Origin of the sequence: Halomonas sp. GXIMD04776 (assembly GCF_049808615.1) — a bacterium.
Lineage (GTDB): Bacteria > Pseudomonadota > Gammaproteobacteria > Pseudomonadales > Halomonadaceae > Modicisalibacter.
Map to the genome: position 1 here is coordinate 97,254 of NZ_JBNCAN010000002.1, position 26,110 is coordinate 123,363.

A 26,110-nucleotide genomic window follows, 5' to 3' on the forward strand; every position below is an offset into this window, starting at 1 on the left:
TCATCAGAGAACTGGCTGGGGTACCAGGATTCGAACCTGGGAATGCCGATACCAAAAACCGGTGCCTTACCACTTGGCTATACCCCAGTACTATAAACTCTCTCGCCGTTGCCTCACAGCCGGCACGACCCCTACTGCATCGCTAGCCGTTGAATGCTCCGGACTGCTCTGCTCTCATTATCTTCAAAGCTCGGTTCTACAACAGGCCCAGATCTACATGAGGCTCAGTGCCTGATGAAGAGGCGAGACGTTGCATCCCCGAGCCTTGAAGGCATGCCAATCGTCACGCACTTGCTCCAGTAGTCTCTGAGCATCGCTTTCGTGTTGTAAGCTGCAGAATAGACAGGCGCCGGTGCCGGTCAATAACGGTGGTGCAAAGGCGGACAGCCATTCGAACGCCTCGTCAACTCTGGGATAAAGGCGCCGCACCGTCGCTTCGCAATCGTTGCGCCAGGCTTCGGGCCCCTCCTGCAGTGCGCGCGCCATACTAATGGGGGGGGTGTTTCGTGTCAATTGTGGGGCGCCGAACACCTGCGGTGTCGCGACCTCGATTCCTGGATGAAGCACCACGAACCAGGGGGTGTCCAGTTCGACCGGCGTCAGACGCTCACCGATACCTTCGGCCCAGGCGGCATGGCCGTATACGAATACCGGCACATCGGCGCCCAGGCGCAACCCGAGCGCTGCAAGGCGATCAGGGCTCAGCCCGAGATTCCAGAGGTGATTCAGAGCAAGTAGGGTAGTGGCGGCATCGGAGCTGCCACCGCCCAGCCCGCCGCCCAGGGGTAAACGCTTGTCGAGATGGATATCGACCCCCAGGCGGCAGTCGATGTCTACTTGAAGCAGTCGAGCGGCGCGTACCACTAGATTGTCGTTTTGAGCCACCGTGTCGAGGGTCGATTCGAGATTGACGATCCCGTCATCGCGGCGTCTAAAACGCAGGGTGTCGCCATGATCGAGAAACTGGAAGAGCGTCTGTAGCTCATGATAGCCATCGCTGCGCCGCCCTGTGATATGCAGTAGACGATTGAGCTTGGCCGGCGCCGGCAGTATCAGTTCCTTCATGGTGCTGGATCGGCTGAACGCCACTGATTGACCACCAGGGTGGCGCGTAGATCATCGAAGGTCATCACCAGACGACGCGGCAGCCATAAGCCTCCGCGCAGTTCCGGTGCCCAGGTCCAGTCGCGATACTCGATGGTCCAGCCGGCCTGGCGTAGCTGCTCGGGAAAGCCGCTCTCGTCGGTTTGCATCTCATGCGCCACGATCGGGGCGGGCAAGCCGCGTACCCAGTTGTCGAGGGCGGAGATGGGCAATGACCAGCCAAGCTGTTCCTGCATCAGCTGTTCGGGAGTTTCCGCCGAGAAGCGTCCATCGCCGGTGGTTAGCGTCACGCCTTCCGGCGTTCCTTCGAGTACGCTACGACCCGTGCCGAAGGGGCCGCTTATCAGCATGCGATAGTGGCGCGGTGCCTGATACCAATCCAGATTGGCGCTGGTGGTATCTTCATTGGTGCGCAACCCGACCTTGCCGGCCAGGCGCCAACGCTCAAGCGCCTCGAGCTCCTCGAGTTGAGCGGACCAGTCGCCGCGTTCCCGAGGGATATCGGGAGTCGGGGACTGAGCGGCACAACCCGCCAGCAATATCAAGCCAAGCAATGGCATCAGCAGTCGCATCATATAAGCTCATCTCGACGGTGAAGAAGGGTATGCATTCAAGGGGCGAGGGCAGGAATACGCTCGAGCAATTCGTCTATTCTGGGTCGTTCATCGAAGCGCTCGAGCGCCTCGGCGATGACTCTCCGCGCTTCTTGCCGGCGTTCGAGCAGCCACAATACCTCGGCCAGGTGCGCGGCAATCTCCTGGTCCGGCTGTGCCGCATAAGCCTCCTGCAGATAGGGCAGCGCACGCTCGTTATCATTCAGTTTGTGATAGGCCCAGCCCAGGCTATCGAGAATCGCTGGGCTCTCGGGTTCCAGTTCATGGGCCCGCTGGATCAGTTCGAGGCCTTCCTGATGGCGCTCGGTAACGTCTACCAGTGTATAACCCAGGGCGTTCAAGGCCATGGCGTTGTCCGGTTCCCGGGCGAGGATGGACCGTAGATCGCGTTCCATGCCCTCCAGATCGCCTTTTTCATAGCGACGCATGGAGCGCAAGAAGCGCAACTGGCTGTCCTCGGGGGCACGCCTGATCTCGCGCTCGAGCAATTGAGTGGCGGCATCCGTCAGATTCTGCTCTTCCAGCAGATCGATTTCGATAGTCACCAGTTCGCCGCGCATGTCCGGATGACGCAGGCGCTCGATGTTCAAAAAATCTCGGGCATCGAGCAGTCGCCCCGCTTCGATCAGCATTTGAGCGGCGCGTAGTCGAGCTTCGAGAAATCCATCACCCGGCGGCACCTGACGGTAGTAGAGCAGCGCGTTGTCGACTTCTTCCTGTTCGTCGGCAATGGCTCCCAGCAGGATATAGGCCGCCGGCGGTGCCGGGTCGCTTTCGAGTAAGGGAAGCAGCAGGCGGCGTGCCGGTGCGTTATAGCCTTCCTCCATATAGAGCTGTGCAAGCGCCAGGCGCAGCTGGGGCGCATCGGGATGACGCGCCAGCAGAGGATCGAGTCCGGCTTCGGCGGCATCGACATTGCCCAGGCGCAACTGAGCCTGGGCGAGCATCAGGATGAAACGATTGTCGTCGGGCGCGGCTTCGAGCCCTCGCCGGGCGGCATCCCGGGCCGCTGCGACACGTCCTTGCTCCAGGGCGATCCGCCCACGCACCAGCCACACCGCCGGGAGTTCCGGTTGCGTTCGGGCAAGTTCGGCTAGACGCCGTTCAGCTTGCCGGGTATCGCCGACAGCCGCTTCGAGCAAGGCCGTGGCGACGATGGCATCGCTTTGTCGCGGGTGGTCATCAAGAAATCGATACAGCGTATCCAGCAAGGGAATAAGATCGACCTGCTCGTCGATGACGGTTTCCGCAAAGCTGATCAGATCTCCCTGATCGCCGCGTGCTGCCAAGGTCAGGCGTTGCTCCAGACTGGCTTGCCAGTCGCCGCGCTCCATGGCAAGCCCCGCCAGTAGGCGAGTCGGCGCCTCGTTGTCCGGCGCAAGTGCGTGCCAACGCTGCGTTGCCTGTAAAAGTAATGCCTGATCGTTGCTGTAGCGCGCGGCGAGGACGGCACGCTCGGCCAGTGCCGATGAACCATAGCGATCGGCACTCTCCAGGTAGCCTCTGGCGGCGCGGTCGAAATCATCGCGTTGTCCGGCCAGCTCGGCGGTGAGCAAGGTCGCCAGACCCTGTGCGTCGAGTCCTTTGCGAATCGGAGGAGCCGACGCCATGGGATCGTCTGCAGCGGTCAAAGAAGGACCGGAGGCCGTGCTCTGACAAGCCGTCAACAGGACAGTGAGCAAAGTGGTCGTAACCAAGCGTGGGCGCATGCCTTCCTCGTTCGCTAAAGAAATCACTGGAATGCCCTGCAATTCCAGAGTGCATCATCGGCCACCAGGGCCGGCAAGGGACTGCCGCTCAGCATACCGACTTGATCAGCCCGGGCAAAGCGAAGCGCAACGTATCCTGCCCTGGCGAAGTGGGTGTGATAAACTACTGCGCCAAATATCTTTTCCATTTCAATTTCCGTGCGATCCATGATCTCGATGCTAGTGACGCTGCAATGACGCTTCTTGCGCTGGGAATCAATCATAATACCGCGACTGTCGAGGTACGCGAGCAGGTGGCGTTCGCGCCGAGCCAGCTGGAAATGGCCCTGAACGAACTCAAATGCTTGCCTCAAGTGCACGAGGCCGCCGTATTGTCGACCTGCAACCGGACCGAGCTGTACTGTGTCACCGGCGAGCAGGGTGAACAGACGATCCTCGATTGGTTGAGCCGTTTTCATGGTCTGACGCTAAATCAGCTGACCCAGTGTGCCTATCATTATCTCGACGAGGCAGCGGCCAGACATCTCATGCGCGTGGCGTCGGGGCTCGACTCGATGGTGCTCGGCGAGCCGCAGATACTGGGACAGCTCAAGACGGCCTATCAGCAGGCGCATGACCTCCAGGGCCTCGGGGGCGAACTCGAGCGCCTGTTCCAGCATGTTTTCGCCGTGGCCAAGCAGGTGCGTACCGAGACCGGTATCGGTGAAAATCCGGTCTCGGTCGCCTACGCCGCGGTTAGCCTGGCGAATCGTATCTTCGACGATCTATCGCGTTCGCGGGCGCTGCTGATAGGCGCTGGCGAGACCATCCAACTGGTGGCGCGACATCTCAAGGAGGCGGGTATCCGAGAAATGATCGTCGCCAACCGCACTCGGGAGCGGGCCTCGACGCTGGCTCAAGAAATTGACGGCGAGGCCATTTCTCTGAGCGAGATCCCGGATGTGCTGCCGCGTGCCGATATCGTGATCACCTCGACGGCCGCGCCACTGCCGATCCTGGGCAAGGGCATGGTCGAGCGCGCTCTGAAACTGCGCCGCCATCGTCCCGTTTTCATGGTCGATATCGCCGTGCCGCGAGATATCGAACCTCAGGTCGGCGAGCTCGGCGATGTCTTTTTATACACCGTCGACGACCTGCAGGAAGTGATCGAGGAAAACCGTCGCCATCGGCAGGTAGCGGCGGATCAGGCCGAGGAATTGATCGCGCTTGGGGTCGATCACTGGTTGCACGAACGTCGTGTGCGCGGGGCGGGAGAGCTGATCCGCCGTTATCGCGAGCAGAGCGAGGCGCTACGGGTGAGCGCCGAATCCCAGGCGCTAGCGCAATTGGCTCGGGGCCAGAATCCCGAGAAGGTCATCCGTCGCCTGACCCAGCAACTCACCAACAAGTTACTGCACGGCCCGACGTTGCGCATGCGGGAAGCCTCCGGTGCGGAACGTCATGATCTCATTCAAGCCGCGGAGCAACTGCTGCTCGACTCGGCAGACTCCTCCCGGGATTCACAACAGGACCCTTCATGAAAGCGTCACTGCGTCAACGTCTGGAAAGTCTTCAGGAACGCTTCGAGGAACTGGCGGCGCTGCTCGCCGATCCCGACGTGATCGCTGAGCAGACGCGGTTTCGCGACTATTCGAGAGAGTACGCCGAACTCGAGGAGCTCACTGCTGCCTGGCGTGAGTACCGCCAGGTCGAACAGGATGTCGAGGATGCTGCTCAGTTGAGTACCGACGGCGATGCGGACCTGCGGGAGCTGGCACAAGAGGAACTTCAAGAAGGGCGCGCTCGTCTCGAAGACCTGGAAGAACGCCTCAAGAAACTGCTGGTGCCCAAGGACCCGGACGATCACCGTAACGTTTTTCTCGAGGTGCGCGCCGGCACCGGAGGCGACGAAGCCTCGCTGTTCGCCGGCGACCTGTTTCGCATGTATTCGCGCTATGCCGAAAAGCTGGGCTGGAAGATCGAGGTGGTGAGTGCCAGCCATGGCGACCAGGGGGGCTATAAGGAGATCATCGCCCGGGTGCGGGGCGAGGGCGTCTATGCCCGGCTCAAGTTCGAATCCGGGGCGCATCGGGTACAGCGCGTCCCGGCCACCGAGTCCCAGGGACGCATCCACACCTCGGCCTGTACCGTGGCGATCATGCCGGAAGCCGATGAAGTAGGGGATGTCGACATCGACCCCAACGAGCTGCGGGTGGATACCTTTCGTTCCAGTGGCGCCGGTGGTCAGCACGTCAATACCACTGATTCGGCCATTCGCATTACCCATCTGCCCAGCGGGGTGGTGGTGGAGTGCCAGGAAGAGCGCAGCCAGCACAAGAACCGAGCCAAGGCGATGTCGCTACTGGCCGCGCGTCTGAAGCAAAGCGCCGTGGCCAATCAGCGCCAGCAACAGGCCGACACCCGCCGTTCCCTGGTCGGCTCCGGGGATCGCAGCGAACGTATTCGTACCTACAATTTTCCCCAGGGACGGCTGACGGATCACCGCATCAACCTGACCCTGTACAAACTCGGCGAGGTGATGGCCGGCGAGCTGGATGAGGTCATCGAGCCGTTGATCAACGAGTACCAGGCCGAACGCCTCTCTGCGCTGCAGGACGCCTGATGACTATCGAGCAGCTAATGATTCAAGCGGGTACGCGCTTGAGTGCCGCGGGATCAACCACACCACGGCTGGATGCCGAGGTGCTGTTGGGACATGTGCTGAAGCGCGATCGTACCTGGCTCTATACCTGGAGTGATCGGGACGTTACCGATGCAGAACGGTCGCATTTCGATACGCTTGTGGCGGCACGAAACCATGGCGAGCCGATTGCCTATCTGGTCGGTGAGCGGGAGTTCTGGGGGCTGCGGCTGCAGACCCGGGCGTCTACCTTGATTCCACGACAGGATACCGAATGTCTGGTCGAGGCGGCCTTGGCCAAGGCCACGGCGCTGGACGGGCGGGCGCTGGATCTCGGCACCGGGAGCGGCGCCATTGCCTTGGCCTTTGCCAGCGAACGCCCTGGCTGGCAGGTAACGGGGGTCGATCGAATCGCCGACGCGCTTTCCCTGGCGCAAGGCAACGCTGAACGCCTGGGTATCGCCAGCGTCGAGTTTCTAGAGAGCGATTGGTTCTCGGCGCTGGCGGACCGGCGATTCGAGCTGATCCTGGCCAATCCGCCTTATCTTGCTGACGACGATCCTCACCTGGGGCAAGGCGATGTACGCTTCGAGCCGCGTTCGGCGCTGGTGGCCAACGACAAGGGACTTGCGGATCTTCGGCACCTGATCGTCGCGACGCGCGCACATCTTGAAGCACAGGGATGGCTGTTGCTCGAGCATGGCTGGACCCAGGGACAGGCCGTTGCCGAGGCGTTGCGCCAAGCGGGCTATGCCGACGTCATGACGCTCGCCGATCTGGCGGGCCAGCCACGGGTATCCTTGGGCCGCATGCCGGCATGCTTGTCGTCATGAATAGAGCGTGGAATATCCCAGGCTAGAGCCCCGGTGATCGACTGTGATAGTTATAATTGCAACTACTCGAAATGCGACAGGCAGACGATCACACTGCTGACACTCGACTGGGGACGTCATTACGATGAAAAACAAGGCGCGATCATTGGATCGCATCGATCTCAAGATCCTTGGTGTCTTGCAGGAGAACGCCCGCATCTCCTATGTCGATCTCGCTTCCCGGGTGGGGCTTTCGACGACCCCTTGCCTTGAGCGCGTCAAGCGTCTCGAGCGCACCGGCATCATTCGTGGATACAAGGCCTTGCTCGATCCGACGGCACTCAAGGCCAACCTGCTGGTGTTCGTCGAGATCAGCCTTGAAACTCAATCGCCGGCTGTATTCGACGAGTTCCGCCGCGCGATCGCTACATTGCCTCAGATCCAGGAGTGTCATCTCGTGTCCGGCCAGTTCGACTACATTCTCAAGTGTCGAATTCCCGAAATGTCCGCCTATCGTCAATTGCTCGGCGAAGTCGTGCTGACCCTGCCCGGGGTCAAGGAGTCGAAGAGCTATGTGGTCATGGAAGAGGTCAAGGAAGAGTTCGCGTTGCCGATTCCAGAATTCGATCAGCGCGCGCAATGATGCCGCGAGGAAAGCACGCGCCTCGTATAGCACTATTGCCAGAGTCGCCATTGAGCATCAAGGTGAGCCATGAATGATCAAGCGCTATTGCGTTACAGCCGGCAAATCATGCTGCCGCAGGTCGATATTGCCGGCCAGGAACGGATGCTTGCCGGACATGCCGTGATTGTCGGTGCCGGTGGGTTGGGCTCGCCAGTGGCGCTCTATCTCGCGGCAGCGGGGGTGGGGCGTCTGACCCTGATCGACGATGATGTGGTAGAGCTTTCCAATCTACAGCGCCAGATCGCTCATGGTGAAGCGGATCTTGGCCGGCTGAAGGTCGATTCCGCAGCGGCGGCGGTCCAGGCGCTCAACTCTGATTGTCGAATCGAAGTCGTTCCCCATCATCTGCAAGGGACCGCCCTGGCAGAGGTGGTGGCGGAGGCGGATGTGGTGCTCGATTGCACCGATCGCTTCTCCAGTCGATATGCCATCAATCGTGCCTGTCTGCAGATGCGTAAGCCCGTGGTCTCGGGCGCTGCCATTCGTTTTTCCGGTCAACTGGCGGTTTTCGACCTGCGGAACAGGGAAAGCCCCTGCTATGCCTGTCTCTATCCTGCAGGAAAGGAGGATGAATACACCGATCAGGAACTGCGCTGCGCCGAGAATGGCGTCATCTCGCCACTGGTCGGCATGATTGGTACCTTTCAGGCACTCGAGGCGATGAAGTTGCTGAGCGGTGCCGGTACGCCCCACCAAGGCCTCTCCACCTTCGATGGCTTGAGCGGGGAGTGGCGACGTTTCAATGTGCAGCGAGATCCCGAGTGCAGCGTCTGCAGTGCATCAGGTTGAACGGTAGATGGCCATGGAGCGTTCGCCTCTTCCTTTGAGTCAGGTCAGCGACTTCGATATCCGCCTGCTGCGGGTGTTCAAGACAGTGGTCGAGTGCGGCGGTTTTACCGCCGCCGAACCGACTCTGGGTATCAGCCGTTCGGCAATCAGCCTGCACATGAGCGATCTTGAGAAACGTCTAGGGCTGCGTCTGTGCCAGCGTGGGCGCGGCGGCTTCTCGCTCACCGAGGAGGGGCGCCAGGTGTTCGGCGCCGTGCTCACTTTGCTCGCATCGCTTGAGACCTTTCGCACCGAGGTCAATGGGCTGCACCAGACCCTGCGCGGCGAACTCAATATCGGTATCACCGACAATCTGGTCAGCAAACCGGAAATGCGCATCACCCATGCCCTGGCGGATCTCAAGGAAAAGGGGCCGGAGGTGCGCATCAACATTCACATGGAGTCCTCGGACACGATCGCCCAGGGGGTGCTGGACGCTCGGCTGCATGTCGGGGTGGTGCCGGAGGTCAATCTGCTTGCCAGCCTCGAAACCCGCGCGCTATACGATGAGCGCTCGCTGCTCTATTGCTCTAACACCCATCCACTTTTCGCAGCGCTGGACAAGGAACTGACGATTTCCTGCTTGAGTCAGCAGGATGCAGTGATCCCCGGTTATCCGCTACCTCAAGCTGCGCGTGAGGCTCACGCCATTCTCGACGGCACTGCCAGCGCCTCGGATCGCGAGGGCGCCGTCTTCCTGATACTGACCGGGCGTTACATCGGTTATCTGCCGGAGCATCTCGCCGCTCCCTGGATAGCAGCCGGACGCCTCAAGGCTTTGCTCGTTGAGAAGTGCCATTATCTGACGCCCTTCGTGGTCATCACCCGGCGCGATCGACGTTTTCATCGCGTGCTGGAGGCGTTTCTGGAGGGATTGGCTTGAGATTGGCTCGAGAGAGGAAAGGGCAGGCGCAATACGTCAGCCAGGGCTCACGTTAACGCAAGCAAGCGTGTATTTTTCAAACCTGATGACTGAGCCATGCTGTAATACATACTACTAGGCAGCTGGAGGATCACGTCATGTTCGAGACAAACCATCAGGTTGAGACCAAAGGCGATAGCACAACTCAAACCGAGCGCATGCCCAGCGCAGGTTCAACCTCACTCAATCAGCACTATTGGATGCCGTTCAGTAGCAATCGGGATTTTCACGCCCACCCACGGGTGATTACCGGGGCTGAAGGGCGCTATTTCATCGATGATAAGGGACGACGGCTGTTCGACTCCCTGTCCGGGCTTTGGACCTGTGGCGCCGGCCACAATCGCGCCGAGATTCAGCAAGCGGTGGCCAAGCAGCTGGGCAGCCTGGACTTTGCACCAGGCTTTCAGGTCGCTCATCCGCTGGCGTTTCAGCTGGCGGAAAAGGTTGCCAGCCTGACCCCGAAAGGGCTCGATCATGTGTTCTTCACCGACTCCGGTTCCGAGGCCGCAGATACGTCCATCAAGATGGCCAAGGCCTACTGGCGGCTCAAGGGAAAACCGGAAAAGACCCGGTTGATCGGCCGTGCCAAGGGCTATCACGGTGTCAACATCGGCGGCACCAGCCTTGGCGGCATCGGTGGCAATCGCAAGCATTATGGCCAACTGATGGACGTCACGCATCTGCCCCATACCCTGCAAGCCCATCTGGCTTTCACCCGAGGGCAAGCTGAGATCGGCGTGGAGCTGGCGGATGCCTTGCTCGATCAGATCGCGCTGCATGACGCCTCGAACATCGCAGCAGTCATCGTCGAGCCCATGGCCGGCTCCGCCGGGGTGATCGTGCCGCCCAAGGGGTATCTCGATCGCCTGCGTAAGATCTGCACTCAGCACGATATTCTGCTGATCTTCGACGAGGTGATCACCGCCTTCGGCCGCAGTGGCGCGCGTACCGGGGCCGAGGCCTTTGGCGTCGCGCCGGACATCATGAACATCGCCAAGCAGCTGACCAACGGTGCGGTACCCATGGGCGCGGTGATCGCCTCGAATGAAATTTTCGATACCTTCATGCAGGCCGGCGGACCCGAGCATGCCATCGAGTTTCCCCACGGCTACACCTACAGCGGTCATCCGGTGGCCTGCGCCGCGGGGCTGGCGGCACTGGAGCTGTTCGAGCGCGAAGACTTTCCCGCTCAGGTGCAAGCCATCGCGCCGGCATTCGAAGAGAAGTTGCATGCGCTGAGAGGGCGCCCCCACGTGGTGGATATTCGCAACTACGGCCTGGCCGGCGCCATTCAACTGGCACCCCGGGACGGAGACCCGACGGTTCGACCACGGGACGCGCATTTGGCGCTCTGGGAAGCCGGTTTCTATGTGCGCTACGGCGGCGACACCTTGCAGTTCGGCCCGCCTTTCGCCTCCACAACGGAAGAGCTCGAGCGCCTGTTCGATGCGGTGGCCACGACCCTCGATAAGCTGGATTAAACCGAAATACAACATAGGAGACGACGATGGAGCAGGTTTTGCATTTGATAGGCGGTGAACGCATCGCCGGTAATCGCACCCTCGAGGTGGCCAATCCGTCGACCGGTCAGGTGATTCGCCAACTGGCCTGCGCCGATACCGTTACCGTGGAGCAGGCCGTGGCGGCGGCCAAGGCCGCATTCCCTGCCTGGCGCGATACGCCGCCGGCCAAACGCGCCCAGGTCATGTTTCGCTTCAAGCAGCTGCTCGAGGAGCACACTGAACGTTTGGTGCAACTGGTCAGCGAGGAACACGGCAAGACCGTGGAAGATGCCCTGGGTGAGCTCAAGCGTGGTATCGAGAATGTCGAATATGCCTGCGGCGTGCCGGAACTGCTCAAAGGTGAGTACTCTCATAACGTGGGGCCCAACATCGACGCCTGGTCCAACTTCCAGCCATTGGGCGTGGTCGCCGGTATCACGCCGTTCAACTTCCCCGCCATGGTGCCGCTATGGATGTACCCCATGGCGATCGCCTGCGGTAATACCTTCATCCTGAAGCCGTCGGAGAAGGACCCAACCTCGTCCCTGGCCATCGCCGAACTGCTGGAAGAAGCCGGGGCTCCCAAGGGCGTGATCAACGTGGTGCACGGCGATCGGGAAGCGGTGGAAGCGCTGCTCGATGCGCCGGACGTCAAGGCGATTTCCTTCGTAGGTTCCACGCCGATTGCCGAAAGCCTCTACGCCCGGGGTTGCGCCAACGGCAAGCGGGTCCAGGCCTTGGGCGGGGCCAAGAACCATGCCGTGGTGCTGCCGGACGCGGACATCGACAACGCCGCCACTACCTTGATGGGTGCGGCCTATGGCAGCTGCGGTGAGCGCTGCATGGCGATCTCCGTGGCCGTGTGCGTGGGCGATGACACCGCCGACCGGCTGATCGATGCCATGCAACCGAAGATTGCCGAGCTGAAGGTCGGGCCTGGGACCGACAAGGGGCTCGACATGGGGCCGCTGGTCACTGGAGAACACCGTGAAAAGGTGCTGGGCTATATCGAGGATGGCGTGCGTTCCGGCGCCAAGCTGCTGGCCGATGGTCGGGGCCTGAGTGTGCCCGGTCATGAGGACGGCTTCTTCCTCGGTGGCTGCTTGTTCGACCGGGTGACCCCGGAGATGCGCATCTATCGGGAAGAGATCTTCGGCCCGGTGCTGTGCGTGGTGCGGGTCGCTAGCCTGGACGCTGCTATTGAACTGATCAACGCCCACGAATACGGCAACGGCACCTGCTTGTTCACCCGGGACGGCGAGGCGTCGCGACGTTTCGCGGATCAGATCGAAGTCGGCATGGTGGGCATCAATGTGCCGCTACCGGTGCCGGTGGCCTATCACAGCTTCGGCGGCTGGAAGCGCTCGCTATTTGGCGATTTGCACGCCTACGGCCCGGATGCGGTGCGTTTCTATACCCGGCGCAAGGCAGTCTCTCAGCGCTGGGCAGCGCCCTTCGAGAAGGCGCATGCAGAGTTTCATTTTCCGTCCGGTAGTTAACGCCAGGGAATTGACAATGGGCGGCGTGCGTCGTCCATTGCGTATTCATGCGCAGAGCGGCTACCAGCACTCGAGCATTTGTCGAGAGGCTATCATCTGCCTGAGAATGTCCCCTCGCTCCCGCTATTTACCATCATTCACGCGGGTGTCACATAAGACACTTCAAGGAGACATCATGAGTCACTATCAGGTCACCAATCCTGCTACCGGCGAAAATATCGCCACTTATCCCACCGCCACGGACGATCAGATTCAACAGGCAGTGACCAGTGCCGATAATGCTTATCGCCAATGGTCGCGCACTACCGATGTGGCCAAGCGGGCAGCGCTTCTCAAGCGCGTGGCGCAGTTGCACGCGGAACGTCGCGAAGAACTGGCCGCCATCATCGTCAAGGAGATGGGCAAGCCGATCGATCAGGCCCGGGGGGAAATCGACTTCTGCGTCGATATCTACAATTACTACGCGGACAATGCCGAGACCTTCCTGGCAGACGAGCCCATTCCGTCCCCGGCCGGTGGCAAGGCCTTCATCCGCCGTCAGGCCCTCGGGGTGCTCATCGGTATCATGCCGTGGAATTTTCCCTTCTATCAAGTGGCGCGTTTCGCTGGGCCCAATCTGGTGCTGGGCAATACGATCGTGCTCAAACACGCCCCGCAGTGTCCTGAATCTGCGTTGGCACTGGAAAGAATCTTCAACGATGCAGGCTTTCCGGAAGGGGCCTACGTCAACGTTTTTGCCACCAATGAACAGGTGGCCGATGTCATTGCCGACCCTCGTATTCAAGGGGTTTCATTGACCGGCTCCGAGCGTGCCGGTGCGGCCGTGGCAGAGATCGCCGGACGACATCTCAAGAAGGTCGTGCTGGAGCTAGGCGGCTCCGATGTGTTCCTGGTGCTCGATACCGACGATATCGATGGCGTCGTCGAGATGGCCGTGGCGGGACGTCTGGAGAATAGCGGCCAAGCCTGCAATGGCTCCAAGCGCATCCTGGTGATGGAGGATATCCACGACGAGTTCGTCGAGAAGTTCGCCTCCGCCATGGACAGGGTCGAGCCTGCCGATCCCACGGTCGAAGGCGTCGCCCTGGGCCCGTTGTCCTCCGCCAATGCCACCGCCACCCTCGAGCGCCAGGTCAAGACAGCGCTCGAACAGGGAGCGGTCGCCAAGGTAGGCGGTAAAGATCCCGAGGGTAACTTCTTTGCACCCACCGTGCTTACCCAGGTTACGCCGGAAATGGATGCCTATCGCGAGGAGTTGTTCGGCCCGGTCGCCGTGGTCTACAAGATAGCGAGTGAAGACGAGGCCATCGAGCTTGCCAACGCATCGCCTTTTGGTCTTGGTTCCATCGTTATCTCCCAGGATCGGGAGAAGGCGCTACGTGTCGCCGATCAACTCGAGGTGGGTATGGTCTTCATCAACGAAGTAGGTGGCGAAGCCGCGGAGTTGCCCTTTGGTGGCGTCAAACGCAGTGGATTCGGGCGGGAACTCGGTCGTTTCGGCATCGATGAGTTCGTCAACAAGAAGCTCATTCGGATGAAAGATGGGGTCTGAACTAGCCCTTGTTCGTATCGCTGCGTTGAACGTTTGGTATTTTATACTTGACACCCGTGTGGGGTTTGGTGCAAGACTGATAACCAGATGCTCGAAACAGCAATGCGAAAGCGGTCGAAGAATTCAACAATAATATCGAGCCGTCTTTGGCGGCTCACTGGACCAGGAAGGCGTATGACTGCTGCACCCGGACCTCATCGTCCTGCCTCTTACTACAATGCCAGCATCGCGGTTAGCCTGGCGCCTACTCCCTCGCTGGAGGGCGATGGCAAGGCCGATGTCTGCGTCGTCGGGGGCGGTGTGACCGGCTGTTCGGCGGCCTTGCATCTGGCCGAGCGTGGCTATTCGGTGGTGCTGCTGGAGGCCGGTGAAATCGGCTATGGCGCCTCAGGGCGCAGTGGAGGACAGATCCTGCCGGGGCTGGGCACCGAACTCGAGGTGGTCGAAAAGGCGCTGGGGCTCGAGCGGGCGCGAGAAATATGGGAAATGAGCCGCGAATCGGTACGCCTCACCGAACAGTTGATTCAACGCCACGACATCCCTTGCGATCTCACCTGGGGCTATGTGAACGCGGCGATCAAGCCCCGCCATGTGCGCGAGCTGCATGCCTTTCAGGACAGCATGGCGCAGCGCTACGATTATCATTCGATGACGTTTCTCGAAGGCGATGCCCTGCGTGAGCGGGTCGTCAGCGATGCGTATCTGGCGGGTCTTCACGATGCGGAAGGGGGTCATCTGCATCCGCTCAACTATACCCTCGGTTTGGCTCGTGCCGCCCAACGAGCAGGTGCCGTGATTCACGAGCATAGCGCGGCAGTCCGTGTCGAGCGTGGTCAACCGGCCCGGGTGATCACTGCGCAGGGTCAGGTAACCGCCGATTTCGTGGTGGTGGCCGCCAATGCTTATCTGGGTGGCCTGCTGCCCGAATTGAGCGGTCGCATCATGAGCGCCGCCAATTACATCGTGGCCACCGAACCCTTGAGCGAGCATCAGGTCGCCCAGGTGCTGCCCCATAACGACGCCCTCTCGGATACCAATTTCGTGCTCGATTACTATCGGTTATCCGGCGATCGGCGTCTGCTTTACGGAGGCGAGGTCAGCTACGACGGGCGTGAGCCACGCGGCCTCGAGGCCCGCATGGATGCCAAGATTGCCAATCTATTTCCTGTCCTCAAGGGAATCAGGATCGACTACCGCTGGGGGGGCGATGTGGCCATCACCGTCAATCGTGCCCCGGATTTCGGGCGTCTGGATCACACTATCTTCTACGCGCAAGGCTATTCGGGTCATGGCATGTCCCTGGCTGGCTTGGCCGGGCGTCTGATGAGCGATGCCATTGCGGGGCAAGCCGAGCGCTTCGATGTTTTTGCCGACATGCCGCATCGTCGGTTTCCTGGCGGGCGCTGGCTACGCCAACCACTATTGGTATTGGCAACCAATTTCTACAAGTTGCGGGACCGATTGTAGTTTCGGAGGCGTCTTATTCTCCGACACACGACGACAATAACGGGAGAGTACTACATGGATCATCCCACCTCGACCGCCCAGGCCGATCGCCGAAGCGACGCGAACCAAAGCGCCGACGATGCACAGGAGAGCGCCGCCCGCGGACGCCGTGAGCCCTGTTCGATCGAACTCAAAGGGTTGCACAAACGCTTCGGCAAGGACACCGTGGCCCTGGACGATGTCGATCTGACCATCGAAGCCGGGGAGTTCTTTACCTTGCTGGGACCTTCCGGCTGTGGAAAGACGACTCTGCTGCGTATTCTCGCCGGGCTTGAAGAACCCGATGCCGGGCGCTTGCTGATCGGTGGCGAGGATATCACCGACATTCCACCCCATAAGCGCAGCGTCAATACCGTCTTTCAGTCCTATGCGCTGTTTCCCCATCTGTCGGTACGTGACAATTTGGCTTTCGGTCTACGCATGCGCGGCGAATCGAAAACGGAACAACGGCGTAAAGTCGATGAGGTCGCGGAGTTCATCCAATTGGGGTCTCTGGTCGAGCGGCCCGTCGATCAGCTCTCCGGTGGACAGCGCCAGCGCATCGCTCTGGCCCGGGCATTGATCTGCGAGCCCAACGTGCTACTCCTGGACGAGCCGCTATCGGCCCTCGATGCGGGGTTGCGGGGCCAACTTCAGGTCGAGTTGCAGCGTATCCAGAAGCGCCTGGGCATGACCTTCGTGTTCGTCACCCACGATCAGGACGAAGCCATGGTGATGTCGGATCGTATCGCCGTACTCGATGCCGGCATCATTCAGCAGGTCGGGCCGCCCAACGAGGTCTACGAGCATCCTCGCAATGCCTTCGTGGCACGCTTCATGGGTCACGACAACCTGTTCGCCATTCATGCAAGCCAGGAGGACTGGGTGGATACCGAGCTGGGCCGTCTGCGTATCGACCCTGAGGAGCAACGTCAGGAACAGGATGGCTGGCTGTTGATTCGCCCCGAGACTCTGGAGCTCAATGCGGAGGTTCCCGAGAACTACAACCAGCTCCAAGGCAGGGTCATGGAGCGGCTCTACCGGGGTAGCCGCGTCGAGTATCGCCTGGAAGTAGAAGGCGTGACCGTGATGGCTACGGCGAGCAATCTCGGGCAGCGGCTGCACGATGTCGATGACAGGGTGACGGTCAGTGTATGCCCTGACGATCTTGTACGGGTCGCCTCCTGAGGGGCACGGGTCGTTTTCCGAAGGTGTGGGTCGCTTTCTAAGGATGAATGCAATGGTGGAATCTTCACGTGTGGCGTTTCGTGGTCGAGCCGTTGTCGGTGAGTCGCGGCATCTGTTGTTCAGCGTGGCACCGGGCGCGATCTGGATCGTGGTATTCCTGGTGCTGCCGGGCCTTTATCTGATGGCCGTGGCGTTCATGACCAATGGCCCCTATGGCCTGCCCCAGATGCCGCTGACTCTGGACTCTTTCAAGCAGCTGGCCGGCTTCGGGTTTCTGGGCTGGAGCCCCGGAAATCTCTACACCTTGCTGCGTTCGTTGTGGCAGACCCTGATCGCGACGGTGTTGGTGGTGATCGTGGCCTATCCCATCGCCTATTACATCACCACCTGTCGTGTGAAATGGCGCGCCATCATGCTGTTGCTGGTGGTGGTGCCCTCCTGGACAAATCAGGTCATCCGTACCTTCGGCTGGATGAATCTGCTGGCGCCGGGCACACCGCTGTCCGACATCGCTCAGTCACTGGGCTTCATCCCCCCCAACATGGGGCTTTATCCCTCCAACTTTGCCGTCACACTGGGGCTGGTCTACAACTTCCTGCCGTTCATGGTGTTGCCGCTCTACGCCGCCTTCGAGAAGCTCGATACGGCCCAGGTGCAGGCCGCCCAGGATCTCTATGCTTCGCCGGTGCGCGCCTTCTGGCATGCGGTCTTTCCGCAGACGCTGCCGGGGCTGCTGGCGGGTACGGTGCTGGTGGCGATTCCAGCGTTCGGTATGTACGTGATCCCCGAGCTGCTCGGGGGCGGCAAGGGCATGATGCTGGGTAATCTGGTTGCCAATCAGTTCGCGGGTGGCTCCAACTGGCCGTTAGGCGCCGCCGGCGCCATCCTGATGCTGATCGCCACCTTCATCGGTTTGTTTGCCATGCGTCGTGTCGGCAAGCGTCTGGGCGGCGGCGAGGAGGTGGTGATATGAAAAAGCGCACCTTGCAGCGTGGTCTGAGCGGTTTCTGGTGGCTGACGCTGATATTCCTGTACCTGCCGCTAGCGGTGGTGGTGTTCTTTTCCTTCAATGCCGCTAACAGTGCGGCACGCTTTACCGGCTTTTCGCTGCGCTGGTATGAGCGCCTATTAGGTAACGAGCAGATCATTTCCGCCTTCTGGAACAGTATGATATTGGCGATCGTCTCGTCTGTGCTGGCGCTGGCGATCGGCTGTCTGATCGGCTATGGCATGTATCGCCATCGTCATCGCAAGCTGGGCTGGCTGATCGTGCTGATCTATTTGCCCATCGTGCTGCCGGATATCGTCTTCGGCATCTCGGAGATGACCTTCTTTGTCTCGGTGCACCGCTATACTGGTTTGCTGCAGCCCGGACTGCTGACCATGATCATTTCTCATATAACGTTCCAGATCCCGTTTGTCGCGCTGATCGTCTATTCACGCCTGGTGGGGCTCGATCCGACGCTGTTCGAGGCGGCCAAGGATCTCTATGCCACGCCGATCAAGCGCGCCTGGCACTTTTTGTTGCCGACCATCAAACCGGCGCTGATTTCTGCGTTCTTCCTGTCGTTCACGCTATCCATCGACGACTTCGTGATCAGCTTTTTTACCTCCGGGCCAGAAAGCGCAACGCTGCCCATCTACATCTGGGGCGCCATCAAGAAGGGGGTGACACCAGAGATCAATGCCATCGCGGCCTTGATGATCGGTGCCGTGGCCCTGGCCGCACTAATGAGTCTGTTGTTCAACCGTCAGGGGCAGCGCTGACTGCCTCATCGTATGCAATGCAAACCGAAGGAGAGTGACACAATGAAAACAATGACCACGATTGCCACCGCGCTGGGGGGCCTTCTTCTGATCAGCGGTGCCCAGGCCCAGGAGAACAAGCTCTATCTGTTCAACTGGACCCAGTACATGGACCCGGAGATCATCACGGCCTTCGAGGAGAAATACGACGTCGATGTGGTTCAGAACTATTACAATTCCTTGCCGGAGATGTTCGCCAAGCTCAATACCGGTGGTGTCTCCCAGTACGACATCATCGTGCCTTCCAATTACTATGTGCCACGCCTGATCGAGACCGGTCTGGTGCAAAAGCTCGACAAGTCCAAGATCCCCAATCTGGACAATGTCATGGAGCAATTTGCCAATCCCAGTTACGACGAGGGGGCAGTCTACTCCGCGCCTTATCAGTGGGGGGTCTCCGGGCTGGTGTACAATGCCGAGACCTTTCCGGATGCGCCCAAGAGCTGGTCGCTGATGTTCGATCCCGAGGTCAATCCCAACCATCCCTTCGCTCTGATGGGGGATGGGCAAGTGAATATGGGCGCTGCCTGTGCCTATCTCGGCCACGGCTACGACTGCACCGATGTGGATGCCTGGAAGGAGAGTGCCCGACTGTTGCTCGATACCAAGAACCGCGAGCGCTTCAGCGGCTTCACCGATGGCACGCCGGCGCTTCAGCAGCTTGCCCGAGGCGTGACCCACGCGGCGATCACCTACAACGGCGACTATCTGTTCTACAAGGACGAGAACCCGGACTCCTTCGAGAGCATCAAGTTCATGATTCCCGATGAAGGCGCCGAAAAGTGGGTGGATGTGATGATGATCCCTTCCCAGGCGCCCAACCCGGAGATGGCCCACAACTTCATCAATTTCATTCTCGACGCCGAGATCGGTGCCAAGCTCTCCAACTACAACTACTACGCCAGCCCCAACGAGGCGGCCAAGCCCCACCTGGATGAGGTGCTGACCAAACCGCCGGTGCAGCCCAGTGAAGACGACATGGAGCGGCTCGAGTTCACGCCCAGCCTCAAGGGCGACAAGCTACAAACGTTCACGCAGCTGTGGAACGAGGTTCAATCTCGCTGATTGAGCGGTGGGGCCGCAAGGCCCCATCCGATAGTAGAGCAGGGGTCATCGTGGTTGCCCCTCTGCATTTGTGATGCCGGTATGAGGTTGCCGGCAAGTCGCGCAACCCGCCATGAAAGGAACATTGTATGAGTAGCAGTCAGCACCACGAGCTGAGCGAGTGGTTTCAGACCCACGGCATCACCGAGGTGGAGTGTCTGGTCACCGATCTGACCGGTATTCTCAAGGGCAAGATCATGCCCGCCAAGAAATATCTCAACGCGGGAAGGGCGCGCCTGCCGGACTCGATCTTCATCCAGACGGTTACCGGTGGCTATCCCGAAGACGAGGATATTCGTTTCTGGAATGCCGCCGAACTCGATATGCAGCTGGTGCCGGATCCCAATGCAGCCTATTTGGTGCCCTGGGCCGAAGATCCCACTGCGCAGATCATTCATGATTGCTACTACCTGACCGGCGAGCCGGTGGAGCTTTCCCCTCGCGGTGTGCTCAAGCGCGTACTCAAGCTCTACGATGATCGAGGCTGGAAGCCGGTAGTCGCGCCTGAAGTGGAGTTCTACCTGGTCAAGACCAATACCGACTCCGACTACCCGTTAGAGCCACCGATCGGGCGCACAGGACGCCAGGAAAGCAGCCGCCAGTCTTTTTCCATCGACGCGGTCAACGAGTTCGACCCGCTTTTCGAGGAGATGTACGACTACTGCGAGGCCATGGATCTGGATCTCGATACCCTGGTGCACGAAGAAGGCGCGGGGCAGATGGAGGTCAATTTCCAGCACGGCGATGCCTTGATGCTGGCCGACCAGGTGATCATGTTCAAGCGCATGCTGCGCGAGACGGCGCTTCGCCACGGCATGTACGGCACCTTCATGGCCAAGCCCATGGCCAATGAGCCGGGCAGTTCCATGCATGTGCATCAGAGTCTGGTGGACATCGACAGCGGACGAAATCTATTCGCCGGCGACGATGACCAGCCCAGCAAGCTGTTTCATCACTATATCGGTGGCCTACAGCAATATTTGCCGGCGGCCATGCCGTTCTTTGCCCCCAACGTCAATTCCTACCGTCGCCTGATGCGTACTGAAACCAGTGGCTCGGCTCCGGTCAATACCGAGTGGGGATTCGACAATCGTACCGTGGGACTCCGCGTGCCGGTAGGCCCGCCCGAAGCAACCCGGGTCGAGAATCGTCTGGCCGGCGCCGATGCCAACCCCTACCTGGCGATTGCAGCCTCGTTGGCCTGTGGCTATCTGGGCATGATTGGCCAGCTCGACCCGCGCCCGCCCATGGTCGGTTCGGCCTGGGCTGCGGGCAACAAGCTGCCGGATGATATCAGCCCGGCCTTGGATGGATTGCAGGAGTGTACTGCGCTTGCGGATTTGCTCGGTGAGCGCTTCGTCAATAGTTATCTGGCGGTCAAGCGCGCGGAACATACCGCCTACTTTGGCGTCATCAGTTCCTGGGAGCGAGAGCACTTGTTATTGCGGGTGTAAACGGTCTTTTTATTAACCCGTTTAAATAAAGCTTTTCGTCATTCTTGTTTAGCATCTTGAGCGGCGTATCCGGTGACGGGTACGCCGCTTTTGTTGGCATGTAGTAGCACCTGCGGGGCTATCGCGCCGCAGGCACGTGATCAGGGCTTGATGAAGGCCGGTTAACCGCAAGCGCCATTCCGGCTATCATGGATTTTCACGATTTGGCTTGGCTCATAAGGATTCCCGACATGCGCATTTCTCTCTCGTTACCCCCCTTGGCGGGCGTCTGCCTGCTGGCCCTGGGGCTGCCGGCAGGTGCCGCGGAAAAGCTGTACCTGTTCAACTGGACCGAGTACATGGACCCTGAGGTCGTGACCGCCTTTGAGGAGGAATACGACGTCGAGGTGGTGCAGAGTTATTTCACCTCGAACGCGGAGATGTTCTCCAAGCTGGCCGCCGGGGGCGACGCGCAATACGACGTGGTGGTGCCGACGGATTATTTTGTGCCGAGACTGATCAACGCGAACCTGGTTCAAGCGTTGAATCCGGAGATCGTCACCAATCGCGACAACCTGATGAACGCCTTTCGCCACCCGGATTACGATCCCGAGGAACGTTTCAGCGTGCCTTATCTGTGGGGCGCAACCGGCATCGTCTACGACACCACCACTTTCGAGGACCCAGCGCATTCCTGGAGCCTTCTCTTCGAGCCCGAGGTCAATCCGGATCAACCCTTCGCACTGCTGGGTGGCGATCCCCAGGTCAGCCTGGGCATGGCCTGCGCCTACCAGGGCAACGGCTTCGATTGTGTCGGCCAAGAGCCTTGGGTCGAGGCGGCCAAGTTGATGAGCAAGACACTCGATCGCGACAACTTCACCGGCTTCGTCGACAGCACCGCCGCCATCGATCAGATCGCCCGGGGCGTTACCGAGGTGGCGGTGACCTATAGCGGCGATCTCGACTATCGCAAGGCGGACTCGCCGGAAACCTATGGCGATCTGGAGTTCTTCATCCCCGAGGAGGGGTCGCAGTTGGGGGTCGATACGCTGGTCATTCCGGCGCGTGCGCCACATCCCGAACTCGCCAATCAGTTCATCGAGTTCATGTTGCGTCCGGAGAATGCCGCCAAGTCGGCGAATTATGCCTTCTACCGCACCCCCAACGAGGCCGCTCTCGAACTGGTCGATCCCTCGCTCAAAGAATCATCGAGGTTGAAGGCGTCTCAGCGGGAGACCCTGGTGACGACACCGCTCATCGAAGGAGATCAACTGCAACTGCTGCAGCAGTTGTGGAACGAGGTGAGAAGTCGCTGAGGCGTGATTTTCTGCGCTCAATGTTTGAGTCCAGGATCTAACGGCCGGGCGTTGCCCGGTCGTTATTTTTAAATAATGTTTTAAATAAGACACCAATAAGTTGAGCGTAAGGAGTCAAGTGGCTTAAAATCGTGCTTATTCGTTAAAAAAAATAAACATCTGCCAGGAGAGTTTCGATGCCTTCGACCGATATGCCGCATGTGGCATCCTACTACGCCGCCTCGGCCAACCCCAGTCCTGAACGTGTAGCATTAAGGGGAGAGGTGCGCTGCGATATCTGTGTCGTGGGCGCGGGTTTCACGGGAATCTCCGCCGCCTTGCATCTGGCCGAAAAAGGCCATCAGGTCGTAGTGCTGGAAGCGGCGCGTGTCGGCTTTGGCGCTTCCGGACGCAACGGCGGACAGATCGTCAACAGCTACAGCCGTGACATGGATGTCATCGAAGACAAGTACGGCGCCGAGACAGCGCGTGCGCTGGGGAGCATGGCCTTCGAGGGCAATCGCATCATCCGCGAACGTATCGATCGTTACAATATTCAGTGCGATCTGAAAGAAGGCAACCTGTTCGCGGCTTGCAACGACAAGCAGATGAAGGGGCTGGTCGAGCACAAGGCCTTATGGGAACGCTTCGGTAACGATCAACTTGAGCTGTTGGAAGGCCAGACCTACCGGCGCGAGATCGGTAGCGAGCGTTACGCCGGCGCCTTACTCGATCATTCCGGTGGACATCTGCATCCGCTCAATCTAGTGCTGGGCCAAGCGGCGGCGTTCGAATCCTTGGGTGGCGTGATCTACGAACAGACTCCGGTGACAACTATCACCCAAGGCGAACCGGTGAGCCTGGAGACGCCCCAGGGCAAGATCATCGCCGAGCGCGTGGTGTTGGCGGGCAACGCCTATATGAAGGGGTTGATGCCGTCACTGGAAAGCAAATCGATGCCGGCCAGCACGCAAGTGGTTACCACGGCACCTCTCAGCGACGAGCAGGCTCGGGAGATATTGCCCAATGATCGTGCGGTCGAGGACTGCAACTATCTGCTCGATTACTATCGCCTGTCCGGCGATCGTCGGCTGATCTATGGCGGCGGCGTCAGTTATGGCGGCCAGGACCCTGTCAGCATCGAAAGCGTCATTCGGCCCAAGCTGGAAACCACGTTTCCCCAGCTCAAGGGGGTGAAGATCGACTATGCCTGGAGTGGTAACTTCCTGCTGACCCTCAATCGTTTACCCCAATTTGGGCGCATCAATGACAATGTCTATTATGCCCAGGGCTACTCGGGCCATGGGGTGACCTGTACGCACTTGGCCGGGCGCTTGATTGCTGAAATCATGCAGGGGCAAAGCGAACGCTTCGATGTGTTCGCCGGACTGCCGCATTTACCCTTCCCCGGTGGACGGCTATTGAGCGTCCCGCTGACCGCGTTGGGGAGTTGGTATTATCGGACCCGGGATGCGCTGGGCGTTTAAGCGAGCCTGATAGAGCTACAGCCAATATGACAAAGAATAAGGAAACGCTGTTCTAAAACTGGATTAGTCGTCCCATGTGAGTAAACTGTTGCATAACGTTACTCGCATTATCAAAAAGAATTGAGGAGGCGACCCATGAGTAAATCCATCGTCATCGGCAGCACACTTGCGGTACTGGGACTGGGCGGCCTGGCCTTCGGGGCCTATCAGATTCAGGCGACCAATTCGGCGCCGCAGTATGCCGAGATCATCAATGTCGAGCGCATTACTGATACCGTCGAAACGCCTCACGAGGTGTGCGACAACGTCGCGGTGACGCGCCAGCGCCCAAGCAAGGATCCCAACCGCATCGCCGGCACCGCCGTAGGCGCCATCGTCGGCGGTGTATTGGGCAATCAGGTTGGAGGTGGCAGCGGCAAGAAGATCGCTACCGCAGCCGGCGCCGTGGCCGGCGGTTTCGCCGGACGGGAGGTGCAGGGGCGCATGCAGCAGGGCGATACCTATACCACCACCGAGCAGCGCTGTAGGACTGTGACCGACACCCAGGAGCAGTTCAAGGGGTATGATGTCGAGTACCGTATCGATGGCAAGGTCTTCGATGCGCGCCTGGATGAAGCACCCAAAGGGGAACGAGTGCCGCTGGTGGATGGCAAGCCGCAATGGCAGGCAGCCGGCGAAGCCTCCAAATCCAGTTCATGAGCCAGTACAAGTGATAATACGCAAAGGCCCCGCTGAGAAGCGGGGCCTTTGCGTGGTGCCTGGCTACTGGTTTGCTCAGGTCATCGCGAAGCCGAGTATCAGGAAGATGATGCTGGCTACTGCGGCTCCCAGTACAGCGTAGGGAATCTGGGTCAACGCATGCTGCATCGGCAAGCATCCACTGCCCTGGGATGACAGCACCGAGGAGTCGGAGAAGAAGCAGGCATGGCTGCCGAAGCTCGACGCCGAGAGCAGGGCGCCAACGATCAATGGCATTGATGCGTCCATGTGCTGGGCGATGGGTATCACGATGGGAATCGAGATCACGAAGACACCCCAGGACGAACCGGTGGCGAATACCACGACCGCCATGGAGACGAAGACGACCATGGGCAGGATTGCCACGGTTAAATAGGGCGTCAAGGTCTCGATCATGTACTCGGTCATACCCAGTTGCTGGTTGATCTCCCGCAATACGAAGCCTGCGGCCACGATGGCCAAGGGCAGCATCATGATGCGAAAGCCGTTGAGGATCGAATCCATCAGCGCATCGAAGGTGCTCAGGCGTTGGACCAGAAACAGCACTAGAGTAAACAGGGTGGCGACGATGGTGCCCATCAATAGATCGATGTCGTAATAGGCACTGGCACCGATCAGTACCACCATCGGCGCAAGAAAGTTGAACAGTCCCATCCAGGGATGAACTTGCGGCGCTTGCTCGTCTTCCAGAGGTTCGTCCGGGGCGCCGTCGGGAATTGGCTGCCCGGCTTTAGCCCGAGCTTCGGCTGCTTTCATCGGGCCGAAATCCGGTATCAGTCCGCCCGCGACCAGCAGAACAAGCACCAGGGCCACCCAGCCGTAGATCATGTAGGGAATCGACTCGATATACAGCCACATGCCATTGCCATCGGTGGCGCCATTGCTCTCGAGCAGCTCGGCGAAATAGACCGCCCAGGTCGATATCGGCACGAGGATACAGACCGGCGCCGCGGTAGAATCCACGATGTAGGCCAGCTTTTCCCGTGACACCTTGAAGTTGTCGGTGAGTCGCTTCATCGATGAGGAGATCGCCAGGGCGTTGAGATAGTCATCGATGAAGATCAGCATGCCCAGCACCGAGGTCCACAGCAGTGATTGGCGCCGGCTCCTGACCAGACGCTGCATGAAGTGACTGAAGCTCAGCGTGCAGCCAGCCTTCTCGAGCATGCCGATGAAGCCTCCCATCAAGCCAACCACCAAGATCAGCCAGGCGATGGTCTCGTCCATCATGACATTCAGCGATATGTCCGCCAGCTCGCCGATATAGTTGTCCGGCTGCAACATGAAGAGTCCGGCAAGCGCTCCTGCGACCAACGCCTCGAGGGTGCGGTGAGTCACCAGAGCGACGAGCAAGACCAATCCGGAAGGAACCAGACTGAACCAGCCAAAGTCACTGCCGGGTTCGTGATAGAGCGTTAGCCCGACTGTGATACCGATGATGGCTGCCAGCAGGGCGAGAGGCTTGAGCTGGCCGCGCTCGAGGGGGAGAGAGGGTGAGAAGGGATGCGACGCGCTCATTCGTCACCTCCTGAACGAAGAGGGTGAACAGGAATTGGCGGAAACGTTGGCAGTGGTCTTGTGGTTGTCATTAAGTCACTCCCTTGGATGGGCGGATATATTTTGGGCGCAAGCTTCCTGAGGCCGAGCATCATGCCGTGCTCGGCCTTGGGGTCTTATGGCTAAATGGATCTGGCTAAACTCAGATGCTTGTGTGCGATGGCATCCGA

The 26,110-nt window shown here is 59.7% G+C and carries 22 protein-coding genes and 1 tRNA gene; 18 read left to right on the forward strand and 5 right to left on the reverse strand.

Features of this window, described 5'->3' with window-relative positions; translation table 11 throughout:
* Positions 1-12: 12 nt before the first annotated feature.
* The 4 genes from ACPF7Z_RS01795 to ACPF7Z_RS01810 form a co-directional block, all read right to left on the reverse strand.
* Positions 13-87, reverse strand: a tRNA-Gln gene (locus tag ACPF7Z_RS01795).
* A 126-nt stretch (positions 88-213) separates the two neighbouring features.
* Positions 214-1,065: a 4-(cytidine 5'-diphospho)-2-C-methyl-D-erythritol kinase gene (ispE, locus tag ACPF7Z_RS01800; protein WP_425191443.1), complete on the reverse strand. Its 852-nt coding sequence runs from the start codon at positions 1,063-1,065 to the stop codon at positions 214-216.
* A complete protein-coding gene (lolB, locus tag ACPF7Z_RS01805) occupies positions 1,062-1,679 on the reverse strand; it encodes a lipoprotein insertase outer membrane protein LolB (protein ID WP_425191444.1) in 618 nt (205 codons plus the stop codon). The genes ispE and lolB overlap by 4 nt, the downstream gene beginning before the upstream one ends.
* A 35-nt stretch (positions 1,680-1,714) precedes the next feature.
* On the reverse strand, positions 1,715-3,328 hold the full coding sequence (locus tag ACPF7Z_RS01810) for a tetratricopeptide repeat protein (protein ID WP_425191445.1): 1,614 nt from the start codon (positions 3,326-3,328) through the stop codon (positions 1,715-1,717).
* 332 nt (positions 3,329-3,660) lie between these two features.
* On the opposite strand from ACPF7Z_RS01810, the gene hemA reads away from it, so the two are divergent.
* The 18 genes from hemA (at position 3,661) to ACPF7Z_RS01900 (ending at position 24,344) form a co-directional block, all read left to right on the forward strand.
* A complete protein-coding gene (gene hemA / locus ACPF7Z_RS01815; RefSeq protein ID WP_425191446.1) occupies positions 3,661-4,947 on the forward strand; it encodes a glutamyl-tRNA reductase in 1,287 nt (428 codons plus the stop codon).
* Entirely contained in the window at positions 4,944-6,029 is a 1,086-nt protein-coding gene (gene prfA / locus ACPF7Z_RS01820) for a peptide chain release factor 1 (protein WP_425191447.1), read from the forward strand. The genes hemA and prfA overlap by 4 nt, the downstream gene beginning before the upstream one ends.
* Positions 6,029-6,880 carry a peptide chain release factor N(5)-glutamine methyltransferase gene (gene prmC, locus ACPF7Z_RS01825; RefSeq protein ID WP_425191448.1) on the forward strand — a complete coding sequence of 284 codons (852 nt, stop codon included), beginning with the start codon at positions 6,029-6,031 and terminating at the stop codon, positions 6,878-6,880. Before prfA ends, prmC begins: the two co-directional genes overlap by 1 nt.
* 124 nt (positions 6,881-7,004) lie before the next feature.
* Positions 7,005-7,502: an Lrp/AsnC ligand binding domain-containing protein gene (locus tag ACPF7Z_RS01830; protein ID WP_425191449.1), complete on the forward strand. Its 498-nt coding sequence runs from the start codon at positions 7,005-7,007 to the stop codon at positions 7,500-7,502.
* A gap of 69 nt (positions 7,503-7,571) precedes the next feature.
* Positions 7,572-8,333: a HesA/MoeB/ThiF family protein gene (locus ACPF7Z_RS01835; RefSeq protein WP_425191450.1), complete on the forward strand. Its 762-nt coding sequence runs from the start codon at positions 7,572-7,574 to the stop codon at positions 8,331-8,333.
* 13 nt (positions 8,334-8,346) lie between these two features.
* The gene (locus tag ACPF7Z_RS01840; RefSeq protein ID WP_425191451.1) at positions 8,347-9,255 is read left to right on the forward strand and encodes a LysR family transcriptional regulator; all 909 of its coding nucleotides are present in this window, start codon (positions 8,347-8,349) and stop codon (positions 9,253-9,255) included.
* Positions 9,256-9,452: 197 nt separating this feature from the next.
* Positions 9,453-10,775 (forward strand): aspartate aminotransferase family protein, encoded by a 1,323-nt coding sequence (locus ACPF7Z_RS01845; RefSeq protein ID WP_425191554.1) that lies wholly within the window; start codon positions 9,453-9,455, stop codon positions 10,773-10,775.
* A gap of 26 nt (positions 10,776-10,801) precedes the next feature.
* Positions 10,802-12,295: a CoA-acylating methylmalonate-semialdehyde dehydrogenase gene (locus ACPF7Z_RS01850; protein WP_425191452.1), complete on the forward strand. Its 1,494-nt coding sequence runs from the start codon at positions 10,802-10,804 to the stop codon at positions 12,293-12,295.
* Between the two features lie 175 nt (positions 12,296-12,470).
* The gene (locus ACPF7Z_RS01855) at positions 12,471-13,847 is read left to right on the forward strand and encodes an NAD-dependent succinate-semialdehyde dehydrogenase (protein WP_425191453.1); all 1,377 of its coding nucleotides are present in this window, start codon (positions 12,471-12,473) and stop codon (positions 13,845-13,847) included.
* A gap of 174 nt (positions 13,848-14,021) precedes the next feature.
* A complete protein-coding gene (locus ACPF7Z_RS01860; protein WP_425191454.1) occupies positions 14,022-15,314 on the forward strand; it encodes an NAD(P)/FAD-dependent oxidoreductase in 1,293 nt (430 codons plus the stop codon).
* A gap of 54 nt (positions 15,315-15,368) precedes the next feature.
* Positions 15,369-16,520 (forward strand): ABC transporter ATP-binding protein, encoded by a 1,152-nt coding sequence (locus ACPF7Z_RS01865; RefSeq protein WP_425191455.1) that lies wholly within the window; start codon positions 15,369-15,371, stop codon positions 16,518-16,520.
* Positions 16,521-16,572: 52 nt separating this feature from the next.
* Complete coding sequence (locus ACPF7Z_RS01870; RefSeq protein ID WP_425191456.1) at positions 16,573-17,493, forward strand: ABC transporter permease; 921 nt, start codon at positions 16,573-16,575, stop codon at positions 17,491-17,493.
* The gene (locus ACPF7Z_RS01875) at positions 17,490-18,287 is read left to right on the forward strand and encodes an ABC transporter permease (protein ID WP_425191457.1); all 798 of its coding nucleotides are present in this window, start codon (positions 17,490-17,492) and stop codon (positions 18,285-18,287) included. Before ACPF7Z_RS01870 ends, ACPF7Z_RS01875 begins: the two co-directional genes overlap by 4 nt.
* Positions 18,288-18,329: 42 nt before the next feature.
* Positions 18,330-19,391 carry an ABC transporter substrate-binding protein gene (locus ACPF7Z_RS01880; protein WP_425191458.1) on the forward strand — a complete coding sequence of 354 codons (1,062 nt, stop codon included), beginning with the start codon at positions 18,330-18,332 and terminating at the stop codon, positions 19,389-19,391.
* A 128-nt stretch (positions 19,392-19,519) separates the two neighbouring features.
* Positions 19,520-20,884, forward strand: a complete 1,365-nt coding sequence (locus ACPF7Z_RS01885) for a glutamine synthetase family protein (protein ID WP_425191459.1) — start codon at positions 19,520-19,522, stop codon at positions 20,882-20,884.
* 230 nt (positions 20,885-21,114) lie between these two features.
* Entirely contained in the window at positions 21,115-22,179 is a 1,065-nt protein-coding gene (locus ACPF7Z_RS01890; protein ID WP_425191460.1) for a polyamine ABC transporter substrate-binding protein, read from the forward strand.
* A gap of 176 nt (positions 22,180-22,355) precedes the next feature.
* A complete protein-coding gene (locus tag ACPF7Z_RS01895; RefSeq protein WP_425191461.1) occupies positions 22,356-23,645 on the forward strand; it encodes an NAD(P)/FAD-dependent oxidoreductase in 1,290 nt (429 codons plus the stop codon).
* A gap of 135 nt (positions 23,646-23,780) precedes the next feature.
* Positions 23,781-24,344, forward strand: coding sequence for a glycine zipper 2TM domain-containing protein (locus ACPF7Z_RS01900; RefSeq protein WP_425191462.1), 564 nt, complete (start codon positions 23,781-23,783; stop codon positions 24,342-24,344).
* A 75-nt stretch (positions 24,345-24,419) separates the two neighbouring features.
* On the opposite strand, the gene ACPF7Z_RS01905 is transcribed toward ACPF7Z_RS01900, so the two are convergent.
* Positions 24,420-25,901 (reverse strand): Na+/H+ antiporter NhaC family protein, encoded by a 1,482-nt coding sequence (locus tag ACPF7Z_RS01905; protein WP_425191463.1) that lies wholly within the window; start codon positions 25,899-25,901, stop codon positions 24,420-24,422.
* Between the last annotated feature and the right edge of the window lie 209 nt (positions 25,902-26,110).

What these genes read in the sequence shown, in the direction of transcription:
- ispE (WP_425191443.1), bottom strand. Translation starts at nt 1,065, where the DNA reads ATGAAGGAACTGATACTGCCGGCGCCGGCCAAGCTCAATCGTCTACTG.
- lolB (WP_425191444.1), bottom strand. Translation starts at nt 1,679, where the DNA reads ATGATGCGACTGCTGATGCCATTGCTTGGCTTGATATTGCTGGCGGGT.
- ACPF7Z_RS01810 (WP_425191445.1), bottom strand. Translation starts at nt 3,328, where the DNA reads ATGGCGTCGGCTCCTCCGATTCGCAAAGGACTCGACGCACAGGGTCTG.
- hemA (WP_425191446.1), top strand. Translation starts at nt 3,661, where the DNA reads ATGACGCTTCTTGCGCTGGGAATCAATCATAATACCGCGACTGTCGAG.
- prfA (WP_425191447.1), top strand. Translation starts at nt 4,944, where the DNA reads ATGAAAGCGTCACTGCGTCAACGTCTGGAAAGTCTTCAGGAACGCTTC.
- prmC (WP_425191448.1), top strand. Translation starts at nt 6,029, where the DNA reads ATGACTATCGAGCAGCTAATGATTCAAGCGGGTACGCGCTTGAGTGCC.
- ACPF7Z_RS01830 (WP_425191449.1), top strand. Translation starts at nt 7,005, where the DNA reads ATGAAAAACAAGGCGCGATCATTGGATCGCATCGATCTCAAGATCCTT.
- ACPF7Z_RS01835 (WP_425191450.1), top strand. Translation starts at nt 7,572, where the DNA reads ATGAATGATCAAGCGCTATTGCGTTACAGCCGGCAAATCATGCTGCCG.
- ACPF7Z_RS01840 (WP_425191451.1), top strand. Translation starts at nt 8,347, where the DNA reads ATGGAGCGTTCGCCTCTTCCTTTGAGTCAGGTCAGCGACTTCGATATC.
- ACPF7Z_RS01845 (WP_425191554.1), top strand. Translation starts at nt 9,453, where the DNA reads ATGCCCAGCGCAGGTTCAACCTCACTCAATCAGCACTATTGGATGCCG.
- ACPF7Z_RS01850 (WP_425191452.1), top strand. Translation starts at nt 10,802, where the DNA reads ATGGAGCAGGTTTTGCATTTGATAGGCGGTGAACGCATCGCCGGTAAT.
- ACPF7Z_RS01855 (WP_425191453.1), top strand. Translation starts at nt 12,471, where the DNA reads ATGAGTCACTATCAGGTCACCAATCCTGCTACCGGCGAAAATATCGCC.
- ACPF7Z_RS01860 (WP_425191454.1), top strand. Translation starts at nt 14,022, where the DNA reads ATGACTGCTGCACCCGGACCTCATCGTCCTGCCTCTTACTACAATGCC.
- ACPF7Z_RS01865 (WP_425191455.1), top strand. Translation starts at nt 15,369, where the DNA reads ATGGATCATCCCACCTCGACCGCCCAGGCCGATCGCCGAAGCGACGCG.
- ACPF7Z_RS01870 (WP_425191456.1), top strand. Translation starts at nt 16,573, where the DNA reads ATGGTGGAATCTTCACGTGTGGCGTTTCGTGGTCGAGCCGTTGTCGGT.
- ACPF7Z_RS01875 (WP_425191457.1), top strand. Translation starts at nt 17,490, where the DNA reads ATGAAAAAGCGCACCTTGCAGCGTGGTCTGAGCGGTTTCTGGTGGCTG.
- ACPF7Z_RS01880 (WP_425191458.1), top strand. Translation starts at nt 18,330, where the DNA reads ATGAAAACAATGACCACGATTGCCACCGCGCTGGGGGGCCTTCTTCTG.
- ACPF7Z_RS01885 (WP_425191459.1), top strand. Translation starts at nt 19,520, where the DNA reads ATGAGTAGCAGTCAGCACCACGAGCTGAGCGAGTGGTTTCAGACCCAC.
- ACPF7Z_RS01890 (WP_425191460.1), top strand. Translation starts at nt 21,115, where the DNA reads ATGCGCATTTCTCTCTCGTTACCCCCCTTGGCGGGCGTCTGCCTGCTG.
- ACPF7Z_RS01895 (WP_425191461.1), top strand. Translation starts at nt 22,356, where the DNA reads ATGCCTTCGACCGATATGCCGCATGTGGCATCCTACTACGCCGCCTCG.
- ACPF7Z_RS01900 (WP_425191462.1), top strand. Translation starts at nt 23,781, where the DNA reads ATGAGTAAATCCATCGTCATCGGCAGCACACTTGCGGTACTGGGACTG.
- ACPF7Z_RS01905 (WP_425191463.1), bottom strand. Translation starts at nt 25,901, where the DNA reads ATGAGCGCGTCGCATCCCTTCTCACCCTCTCTCCCCCTCGAGCGCGGC.